Here is an 11,030-nt window from a genome sequence, read left to right as displayed (position 1 = left end):
TTGTACAGCTACTTTATGCCCATATTATTACATTTATTTAAATTAATATACAAAAACACCCTCGATTTTACTCGAGAGTGCCTTTATCTTTATCATTAGCTTTGAATTAACGGTTTTAAAACCTTCAATGAAGCTTGCAATTGCTCCGAACATTGCTCATACATTTTTTTAGCTTTTTCATTATCTGTTGATAAACTGAACATTTCTAAATCAGCTTCACATTTTTTCAGCAAAGCATATAATTGAGGCTTATCCTGCGGCTGTGGGACTTTAAAGTTATCGGCATACAAATCAACAGTCAGCTCACCATAAGAATCAACTTGTCCAAGAAAAACATTCTCAACCGTAAAACCCATTTTCTCAAGAGCTCCATCCAGCCAGCTTCGCGTCAGGTTTAGGGTGTCTAATGGTTTGTCGAGCACTTTACCATCCATAATGACAACTTGCGACTCTTTCTCCGGGGCAACCTTTATACCCAATTGCTTAGGAGTTACCGGCTGATATTCACTCTTGAGTAAAACATTTATGGCTCCATCAGATTCCATAATCGCAAATTCCACTTCCGATATATTGAAAACGTCTTTTTTGCGTAATTCCTCCAGCAGTTCATCTGTGGTTAAACGTTCTTTTTTCATATGATCTTCGAGTATTTTTCCGTCCTTAATTAGTACGGTGGACTTGAAATCAATAAAGTCTCTTGCTTTTTTACTCTTCATCTGAAGGTATTCGATCCCTAAAGAACAAGCCACCCATACAATCAGTGCAATGAGCCCTAAATGCCATAACTTATCCGTATCCAAAGAAATGTAAGCGGCTAAGCTGCCGACGGTTATCCCCGTAATATACTCGAAGAACGAGAGCTGCGATACTTGTCTCTTTCCCAGTAATTTTGTTAAAAAGAAAAGTACAACCACAGCAAAGAGCGTTCGAACTACAACCTCCAACCACTCCGGCATTACAAATACCCTCCTTTTTGAATCAAAGCTTGTTTACTAACACTCATTATTTGTCAATAAAGCCGCATTCAATCCGGAATTTCACTACTTATTTATGGAAAATCATCTATTACTACAAGTATGAATTTTTTTCCTGCATAACGCTAGAAGCATTTGAGGACAATAGCATTCGTCATGCTAATAATCCAACACAGAGGAGAGAAACTCAATGACAGTAGCCTCACAAGTTAAAACATGTTTATCTTCTTTAAAAGGTGCTCAAGCCAGTCTTGAACAATTTGCACTAGAAACACAAAACGAGAGTGCAAAAACCTTGTTCACGAACGCAGCCGAGCAAACACAACAAATCGTAACTCAAGTAGAGAACAGGGTAACCGAATTGGAGTCCGAAGAGCCTCAATATAAAGGATTCTAATTAAAATTAAAGGGGTCTTAGGCTAGAAAAACTAGCTTTAAGACCCCTTTTCATCATGTACAACATTCGAACGAATGCCACGCTTGCCCTTATTAGCAGGAATTAGTATCTGAACAGAAGTGCCAATTCCAACACGGCTAAAAATGGTTACGCCGTACTCCGATCCATATTGCAGTTTAATCCGCTGATCCACATTACGGACCCCATAACCTGTATTCGTGTGGCCCTTTGGATCAAAAATTTGATCAATACGTTCCTGTCTCATGCCGATTCCATCATCAATGATACGGAACAGAATATTATTGCCCTCTTTACGCCCAACAATTCGTAAATGAATGTGATCACCACACCAGGCGTGCTTTAGCACGTTCTCAATAAATGGTTGTAGAATCAGTTTTATAGTCTCATAAGGCCAGATTTCTGTATCAAAATCAAACATAACTTCCAGACGATCACCGTATTTAATTTTCTGAATTTCTAAATAAGCGTTTGCCTGCTCAATTTCAGTCGGGACCGGAATCATGGTTCGTCCTTCATTAAGCGTCAGGCGATAAAACTTCGCTAATTCCAGCACCATCTGCTGCAGCTTCTCATTTTGACCAAACTTGGCTAATTGAATAATAGATGACAACGTATTATATAGAAAATGAGGATTGATTTGTGATTGCAGAATTTCAAGCTCTGCTTCCTTCTTCTGGAGCTGCGTCAAATATACCTCTTTAATCAACATATCGATATTTTCGCCCATATCATTTAATGCGGTTGCAATCTGAGAGAATTCATCCTTGCCTCGATAGGAAATACGCTTGTGAAGATCACCTTCCCGATAGGCATTCAGCACATATACGAACTTATTAATCCGAATTGAAAAATATCGGGATATAAATATGCCGACGAAACTAAAGACAACACAACAAATAAGACACATCAAAATAATAAACAGTCGTACCTTCACTGCATCCTGTTCAAGTATCGTAATTGGAACTAGCGCGTTTAATTGCCAAGCTTGGTTAGAAACCGTAACTGTTTCACTAATCGTCAGGTAATCCTTATTAAGTTCGGCTTCATTGGTATAGTGCTCTGGTAGTTCTCCCGATTGGTACATCGTTCTTCCGAACTCGTTTTTTAAAATTAGAATACTTCCTTTTCCTATCTTCGTATAATTCACACTATTGAACAGATCTGGAATGCCAACATTAATCCGCAGGAAGCCAATCTCCTTAGGTACAAGAGGATCATATGTATCTATTAATCTACGTAGCAACGAGATACGATTATTTTCTACATCGCGCTCAATCTGCCACCATTTCATAGTCTCCGCATATTTCTCGGTTGGAAAATCATAATACCAGGATTTCCCTTCAATCCGGTTCATATGATAAAGATGATAGAAGCTACTATTATCCAGATAGCCCTCTAGCGAATTCGAATAGATCTCAGGAATGGATTCATTCTTTAAAAATAGCGACATCCCAATCCTCATACCCGTTGATTGAATAGCTACGTCCAGCTTTGGAAGTACCTTCATAGACATCCGGTCATAATTCTCCCAGCCTTCTTCATAGCTTCGAAGATTCCGATAGAAATCATAATCACTATATAATTGTGTTGATATCCGGGTAACTTCCCCCATTTTGTAATCAATATTATCACGAATCTGCAACAACGTACCTTTAATATTCGAGCTTGTATGCTCGCGTAATGAATCATTGTACATAGAGTGAGAGACAAAACCGATCACAGATACTGGGATAATAATGAAAAAAATATACGTCAGCATTAATTTATACCCTATCGGCACATACTTATGTTTACTTCTTGGTTGTTTCATGCAACATCATCCCCCATCACTTCTCCCGCTTACGATATTCCATAGGTGTCATACCATAGGCTTCTTTGAATTGTCTGCTGAAGTAAGGAAGATAACGGTAACCTACCTGGCTCGCGATTTCATAGATTTTACACTTCGGATCTTTCAAAAGCTTGCCGGCTTGTTCCATTCGCAGCTGAATGAGTACTTCGCTGAACGTTTTCCCAGTCTCCTCCTTAAATAGATATCCCAAATAGTTGGGTGAGAAAGAGAACTGCTGTGCAATATCCTTTAACGTAAAATTCTCGCTCATCTTATCCTTCATCATTTGCATAATTTCTCTAATCAGTTTATTGTTCACTGACTCTGTTTTACTGCGTAGGTACTCGGATATTTCAAACGTTTTGAGTACAAGCCAAGAGCGTATATCACTGATCGTATCGAATTGAAGCAAAATATCTAAACTATGTAACTCCATACCTAAGATTTCAAATAAATCCTCACTAACCTCTTTCAACTGCTGATCCAGCTTCCATATAATATACATGGCTAGATTATGAATCGTGAATTTAGATCTTAAACTACTCACGGATTTAAACAGCTTATCGATCTCGTCATAAATAAGGACTAACTCATATTCTTTCATCGCTTTAAAAAGCGTATCCATACGGGTATCCAACGTACGGGCATCAATCATTCCAGGTTCGCTGCTAACCGTTTCATACATAATAAGTTTGCCTTTGCCGAGAAACATCTTTCCGTCAACGGCTTCCATAGCTTGCCGATAGGAGGTGTGAACCTGGTCCATAGCAAATGTAGGCTTCCCTACACCTACGGTCATAGTGACAGGAAATTTTGTGCGAATCGACTCATAAATTTCTTCAATAAACCTCTCCATCTCCTGTTCGTTAATCAACAACGCGATTCGATAAGAAGATACCTTATAGCAATGTGGCATACCGTGCTTCTGAGCAATAGTATTCACTTCATACAGAAAGTCCTTGGACATTAGATGTTTAGTTAGATTATCCTGTTCTTGAAACCAATTGAAATAATCCAGCTCCAAAACCGCCACACGTATAGGCCACTCCAGCTTATCCAGACCGTAAGACTTCATAAGCTTCAACATTCCAGCTTGAGTGTCCCCCTCCCATTCCCCTTCAAATAAGCGAATCAACAAATCATTTTTGGCCATAGGAATCATATGCTGATAAGCTTCTTCCACGTCACGCCGTTTACTTTCATCATCTAAATCCTGCTTTACTTTCTGTAGTGCAGCAATAAGTTCCTTGTCATCCATTGGCTTAAGGACATAGCTATATGCTTTTAGTGAAAGCGCCTGTTTCACATAGCTGAAATCCTGGTAACCGCTTACAAAAATCACACGTATATCGTTTTTTTTCTCTATGGCAATCCGAGCCAGCTCTAGACCCGACATATTCGGCATATTCACATCACTAACTATAATATCAATAACATGCTGTTCTAAAATATCGCATGCCGTAAACGCGTTATTCGCTGCCTCCACGACCTGCATACCCAGTTCATTCCAAGGAATGAATTGTCTCATGCCTTCAAGATCAAGCATCTCATCGTCTACTAATAATACGTTGTACATCAACACAATCCCCCTTTGAAATGTTTTAATCCAACCAGCTGAATTCTACTAACCAATCTTTTTCAGTATACCATTCATTCTCTTCCCTAACAGCTGATAAAACAATGAGTACAAGAAATGGGACGTAAAAACGAAGGCTTGCTAAATAGCAAACCTTCGTATTACAAATTATTATTTACCTAAAGCTTTCTTATTTTCTGTCCATACTTTTGTTACATAATCAAGGAATTTCTCATAGCCAACCTTGATAGAATCTTCATGTGCTTTATCAAGAATTGCTAATGCTTCTGCATCAGTCTTCGCATACATCGATTTTGCTCTTGCTGTTAACCAGATATCTCTGACACTTTGTCTGATAATCCCTTCTTCACTGTCTGGAGCCGGATCCCAATTCAGGAACTCCGTAAAGTCACCTTGCGAAGCCCAAGTTACTTCCATCTGCCAACGGTTACTAAAGTCAATCTTGTCAGCTGGAAGGGTTTGCAACATCATTTTCTTTGTATTATCCAAGAAAACAGTATTACCTACCCATACCAAGTCACCGGCTTTTCCGTTAATTTCGGACAGAGCTTCTGGCTCATTCAGATATTTATCTTTATTAAATTTAGGAGTAAGTCCATCTGCTTCAAATCCATCCCAATACCCTTCTGGTCCTGGAGGTCCCCAGTTAAGAACCATAGAACCTTCTGGTCCTGTCATCCAGTCAAGCATAGCGAATACAGCCTCTGGATTTTTAGCGTTTTTAGTGATTGTAGCAACGTTCCAACCTAACTGATTATACGTTCCTGGAGTAATCTTACTTTGATCCAAACCAGCTTTGTAAATCGGTTTAATAAACATATATCCAGCTTCCGGATCCGTCTTCTTCATCTCTTCATCAGCAGTGGCGAGCAATTTCATTGGATCAAAAGTCGCAATAACAGCAAACTTGCCATTCATCGCTTTCTCTCTAATTTGATCTTCTGTTTGAGTATTCGCATCCTGCGTCATTAGCTTCTCACGCATTAATTTAGCAGCAAATACAACTGACTCACGGAATCCTTCATCCTTGTATATCGAACCCATTTTGTCGCCATCAGGTACGGCGTATATTCTAGTATACGACAGATTACTCTCTTTAAAAGAGGAGAATAACTGGTCAATTCCGTTACCATCTCTCGCTAAACCCGTCTCGAACGGAATAACGTCAGGGAACTTCGCCTTAACAGCATTTAAATAAGCATACAAATCATCTGTCGTTTCTAGCTTAGGAGAACCAAGCTCTTTGTAAATCTTTTTATTAATAGCATAACCGGCGTTTCCGTTTGGTTGAGTTGTATAATAATTCGGCAGCTGATAGATCTTCCCATCAGGGGAACGAAGCAATTCCAAATGTCCAGCTGTTAAGTATTTCTTAAAGTTTGGATATTTATCAATATATTCATCCAAAGGAACTAGCATATCCGCTTGGCGAAGACGTTCTACGTCAGCACCTTTCTCGGTCCACACAATATCCGGCAGCTCGTTACCAACGATCATCGTTTGCAGCTTTTGAGCGTTATTACCACCAGAGCTAATTCCTGTGACATTGATCTTCAGATTATCTAAAATCCATTTAGAAGCAGCATCTTTGCCCCATTTCGGCATTTGATACCAGCCGTAATTTCCGTAGAATGAGATTTCAAGCGGTTCTTTCCCTAATTCATACAAATCAGCCGCAGGAGCTTCAGTTGCTGTGTTGACCGCTGTTCCTCCTTCTTTCTCTGGTTCAGCAGTTGCCGCCGGAGCGCTTGAATTGTTGCCACCACAACCCGCCACCAAAGTCGTTAATAGCAAGGTAGACATCATACCGAGAAGCATCTTTCTCTTAGTCTTCAATGTATTTTCCCCTTTCAATTTGTAATCTATGTTCAAAGCAATACGCTCTAAACCCAATCTCATTCTATCATCCTACTCTTTCAATGATCCGACCAAGACCCCTTTAACGAAGAATCTTTGTAGGAATGGATACACACATACAATCGGAATGGTTGCAACCATGATCGTAGCCATCGTTAATGACTTCGAGGTTATTTTCTTAGCCGAGTTAATATGAGCAATGGAGCTTGCATCTACATTAGACAGCTGTTCTGAAGCAATATTAGAGAACAATATCTGCCTTAAGATGGTCTGAATCGGCATTAACTCCTCTTTCGTAATGTAAATACTCGCTACGAACCACTCATTCCAGTGATTTACTGCTGTGAACAAAGATAATGTTGCTATAACTGGTCCTGACAAAGGAAGCACGATGCGGACAAAAGTCCCCCAATATCCGCAACCGTCAATCTTTGCTGACTCCTCTAAACCTTGTGGAAGACCTTGAAAGAAGGTCCGGAATATGATCATATTCCATACGCTGACCAGTGCAGGAATTATAAACACCCAAAATGAGTTGAAGAGACCTAAACTTCTGATAAGCATGTATGACGGAATGAGTCCCCCACCGAAATACATAGTAATGATACACATAATCATGTAGTATTTGCGACCCATCAGTTCACGCTTCGACATTCCATAAGCGAATATCGAAGTGGCCAGTATCGCTGTTACTGTACCGATTACTGTCCGCAATGTAGCAATGACGAATCCACCCATTAGACGAGAATCTTCAAAAACGATCTTATAATTCTCAAGCGTGAACTCACGGACCCAGAAAGTAACTCCACCTTTCGAAGTATCCATCCCCTCATTAAAGGAAATAACAAGTGAGTTCCAAAATGGATAAAAAGCGGAAAATGCCAGTAAGGTCAAAAATACATATATGAATCCTATAAATATTCGATCTCCTATATTAATACGTTTCATAGTTTGGTCCCCCTATATTGAGTAATTCATTACCACAAGCTGTTCCCTGCTCTTCTGGCAATGAAGTTGGCAAAGGTAAGTAATGTCACGCTGATCACGGCCTTGAACAATCCGATAGCAGTCGCATAGGAGTACCTGAAATTGTCTATACCGACACGTACAACATATACATCAACTGAATCTGACACTTCTCGTAGAGCTGGATTGGAAGCTAGGATCAAAATATCTTCGAATCCTGCATTCACCAGATTACCGATTGCCAAAATCATAAAGATGATTACAACTGGCATAATTGAAGGCAACGTTATCAAATATATCTGTTTAAACCGACTTGCACCATCCATCGAAGCCGCTTCGTATAAATGCGGATCAATACCAGCAATGGCAGCTAAGTACACGATTGAAGCAAATCCAATTTCTTTCCATACATTGGTTGTAACTAAAATGCCCCAGAAATATTCTGTCATGGAAAGGAAGTTGATCGGTTCATCAATGAATTTCAATTTCTCAAGCAGCATATTTATACTGCCGTTATCTACGGATAACATCGAGGTAACCATTGAGCCGATAACTACCCAAGATAAGAAGTGAGGCAAGTAAGTAACGGTCTGAATCACCCGTTTAAAGAACATCTTACGGACTTCGTTCAGCATTAACGCCAAAATAATCGGTGCAGGAAACCCAAAACAAAACTTCAGTAAGCTGATAATGATTGTATTTTTCATAACCACTTCAAATTCAGGAGCATTAAAGAAGTAAATAAAGTGCTTTAAGCCAACCCAGTCACTGCTAATAAAGCTATTCCCTAACTTGTAATCCTGGAATGCAATTAGAATCCCGTACATGGGGATATAGGCAAAAATAAAAACTAGAACAAGTGCTGGCAATACCATAAGCTGTAGATCTATTTGCTTAAAAAAGCGTCTGATCCCGCTAGTTCGTTGCTTGTTGAGATTCGGTCCGGATCTCTTGTCTGGTGCGACGCTTGCGTTCGCCATAGGTGAATCCTCCTTGTGATGATTTTGAAGATATGTACAGATAATTGATGTCCTTTCTCCCTCCGCTATAGTTGCAACATTTATAAAATAATCATAAGGTTTAAGCGCTTTCAAAAATATATGACAAAACAACTATTATTGATACTTTGACACTTTCTTGCATTAGCTCGTCTCATATTCCTTAAGCTTGATTAAAAAAAGACACATGCAGAGATAACATCTGCATGTGTCTTTGACTTTCTCCTTAATTAGCAAGAGTCCTCAGTATTTCTTCATTTATCTTTTCAGAAATTACTTTTTGGACCTTCCCATTATCCAGATAAACAATAGAAGGAAATGAATCTATCCCTAGCTTGGCAGCAAGTCCGGGTGACTTATATACATCTACCTTTGTGACCCTGACATCCGAATGGGATTGCTCAAATCCCTCAATTAAAGGCAATAACTCCCGACAGGATGGATCTGTGGCATTCCATAAATAAACAACAGATGCTTTGCCTTGATTCAGAATTTGATGCTCATACACCTCACATTCAGAGATATACTTCTCTGCACCATACCCTGCAATGGCACCATCGCCAACAGCGGTAGCAACTTGTTTTAGAAATTTATCGCACACATCTCCTGCTGCAAAGACCCCAGGTATATTCGTTTCCATTTTCTCATTAATAAGTACATATCCATTACGATTTAAGTCTACTACCCCTGATAAAACTTCTGTGTTCGGGGTGTATCCAATAAATAAGAAACATGAATCGACCTTAACGCTTTGCAGTTCATTAGATTTTAAATTTTTCAGGACGACGGAATTCAAACGTTCCTCACCTTCGAAAGAACTTACCACCGTATTCCACATGAATTTCATTTTAGGGTTTTCTAGTGCCTGCGTTTTGGCAATTTCATTACAATCCATTTTCCCATGATCATGCATGACAGATACGATCACTTTATCTGCAAACTTAGTCAGAAACATCCCTTCCTCAATAGCTGCATCACCACTGCCAACGACCATAACTGTTTTCCCCGTATTTGCCGTAGCGTCACAGGTTGCACAGAAGGAAATTCCTTTATCATATAAGAACATATCTTCATTAGCTGCACCTGTAATTCTTGGTTTTCCTCCACTGGCTATGATAATGACTTTACATTCATATCGAACCCGAAAGGTTTCCACTACTTTTATCTCTTCCGCTGCCGAGACAGATTTGACATCTGTCATTTTGAAATCAACACCAAATTTTTTGGCTTGTTTATGAAATAATCCCATAAGATCTGTTCCGGTCATTCCTTCAGGAAAACCAGGATAATTTTCTATTTCATTAGTATAAGTCGCAAGACCGCCTACCAGCGATTTTTCCAAAAGAAGTGTCTTCAATTTTGCTCGTCCACAATAGATCCCTGCTGTTAATCCAGCAGCCCCGCCACCAATAATGACGACATCATACTGTTCTGTCTTCTTTTCCATTTCAATTGACCCTCCTGTGTAGACTATGATTTCAATAAAATAGGCTGACTCTCGTCAGCACTATAAGCTCAGTCTATTTCACTTTTACATAAAGAATTTGGCCAATAATTTACTGCCTATAAATGCACCAACCAGCAGGAACAATCCAAAAATCCAGCCTGAAAGCGATAAAGAAGCTATAGCCGTAAATAATGCACCTATATTACATCCATTAGCCAATCTAGCTCCGTACCCCATGAGCAACCCACCAAGTACAGCCGCCACTACCTGCTTTTTGGACTTAATTTTCTTAAGCTTGAACTCGGAAGCAAACAATGTCGCTGCTAATGCACCTAAGATAATCCCTACATTTCGAATAGACCCACCATCATTCAAAAATCCGGAAGATAATGTTTTTTGAGCTTTCTCCGTACTAAAGTAAGCCCAGTTATCTACATTTCCTCCTACCAGTCGATACGCCCAAGCTCCCCAGTCCGCGAAGGCGCTGGTTACTCCCCATCCTTTTGAGAAAACAGCCAGATGTGCTGTAGCGAACACAGCGAGAAGTACAGCTCCAGTTACATAAGTAAACGGTTCTTTGAGCAATTGCTTGTAAAAGCGGTTAGACGATATCTTCAACCAGAATTCGTTCACCGTTTCATTCACCGTCCTTTCCTACTTAGCGATCCTATTTTACCTTCTCAATAACAACTTCCCACTCGCCATCATCGACCTCTTCGATTTCCACATTATGTCCCTGTTTTCTCGCCCATTCTGGTACGTTTTTCATTGCGCAGCTATGATCAATAGCAACAACTAGAACGTCTCCAACATTTAGTTCAGTCATTTTCTTTTCTGTTCTCATCAACGGTACCGGACAAGCTTCTCCCAGGCAATCAAGTGTAAATTCAGCCATCTTAAAAACCACCTTTTATATTTTTTAAAATTCCTAATAGTGAAAAT

The 11,030-nt window shown here is 39.6% G+C and carries 10 protein-coding genes; 1 reads left to right on the top strand and 9 read right to left on the bottom strand.

The window, feature by feature from the left end:
- Positions 1-95: 95 nt before the first annotated feature.
- On the bottom strand, positions 96-956 hold the full coding sequence (locus MHH46_RS14590; RefSeq protein ID WP_076129318.1) for a DUF421 domain-containing protein: 861 nt from the start codon (positions 954-956) through the stop codon (positions 96-98).
- Positions 957-1,164: 208 nt separating this feature from the next.
- On the opposite strand from MHH46_RS14590, the gene MHH46_RS14585 reads away from it, so the two are divergent.
- Positions 1,165-1,371 carry a DUF1657 domain-containing protein gene (locus MHH46_RS14585; protein ID WP_036678243.1) on the top strand — a complete coding sequence of 69 codons (207 nt, stop codon included), beginning with the start codon at positions 1,165-1,167 and terminating at the stop codon, positions 1,369-1,371.
- A 37-nt stretch (positions 1,372-1,408) separates the two neighbouring features.
- Here the strand turns inward: MHH46_RS14585 and MHH46_RS14580 are convergent, their stop codons facing one another.
- The 8 genes from MHH46_RS14580 to MHH46_RS14545 all read right to left on the bottom strand — a co-directional run bounded on the left by MHH46_RS14580 (position 1,409) and on the right by MHH46_RS14545 (position 10,983).
- Positions 1,409-3,202: a sensor histidine kinase gene (locus tag MHH46_RS14580; protein WP_076194305.1), complete on the bottom strand. Its 1,794-nt coding sequence runs from the start codon at positions 3,200-3,202 to the stop codon at positions 1,409-1,411.
- Positions 3,203-3,218: 16 nt separating this feature from the next.
- A complete protein-coding gene (locus tag MHH46_RS14575; RefSeq protein ID WP_076194307.1) occupies positions 3,219-4,799 on the bottom strand; it encodes a response regulator in 1,581 nt (526 codons plus the stop codon).
- Between the two features lie 171 nt (positions 4,800-4,970).
- Positions 4,971-6,656, bottom strand: coding sequence for an extracellular solute-binding protein (locus MHH46_RS14570; RefSeq protein WP_175618981.1), 1,686 nt, complete (start codon positions 6,654-6,656; stop codon positions 4,971-4,973).
- Between the two features lie 72 nt (positions 6,657-6,728).
- A complete protein-coding gene (locus tag MHH46_RS14565) occupies positions 6,729-7,625 on the bottom strand; it encodes a carbohydrate ABC transporter permease (protein ID WP_036678249.1) in 897 nt (298 codons plus the stop codon).
- A 29-nt stretch (positions 7,626-7,654) separates the two neighbouring features.
- A complete protein-coding gene (locus MHH46_RS14560; protein WP_076129315.1) occupies positions 7,655-8,623 on the bottom strand; it encodes a sugar ABC transporter permease in 969 nt (322 codons plus the stop codon).
- Positions 8,624-8,867: 244 nt separating this feature from the next.
- Positions 8,868-10,088: an FAD-dependent oxidoreductase gene (locus MHH46_RS14555; protein WP_076194309.1), complete on the bottom strand. Its 1,221-nt coding sequence runs from the start codon at positions 10,086-10,088 to the stop codon at positions 8,868-8,870.
- Between the two features lie 84 nt (positions 10,089-10,172).
- Positions 10,173-10,733, bottom strand: coding sequence for a YeeE/YedE thiosulfate transporter family protein (locus tag MHH46_RS14550; protein ID WP_232061338.1), 561 nt, complete (start codon positions 10,731-10,733; stop codon positions 10,173-10,175).
- 22 nt (positions 10,734-10,755) lie between these two features.
- A complete protein-coding gene (locus tag MHH46_RS14545) occupies positions 10,756-10,983 on the bottom strand; it encodes a sulfurtransferase TusA family protein (protein WP_076129313.1) in 228 nt (75 codons plus the stop codon).
- Positions 10,984-11,030 lie beyond the last annotated feature (47 nt).

The organism is Paenibacillus sp. FSL H8-0175 (genome assembly GCF_045040615.1).
GTDB classification, from domain to species: Bacteria; Bacillota; Bacilli; order Paenibacillales; family Paenibacillaceae; genus Paenibacillus_AQ; species Paenibacillus_AQ odorifer.
Note: the sequence above shows the minus strand (reverse complement) of the source record. Positions and strands in the feature narration are given on the sequence as shown.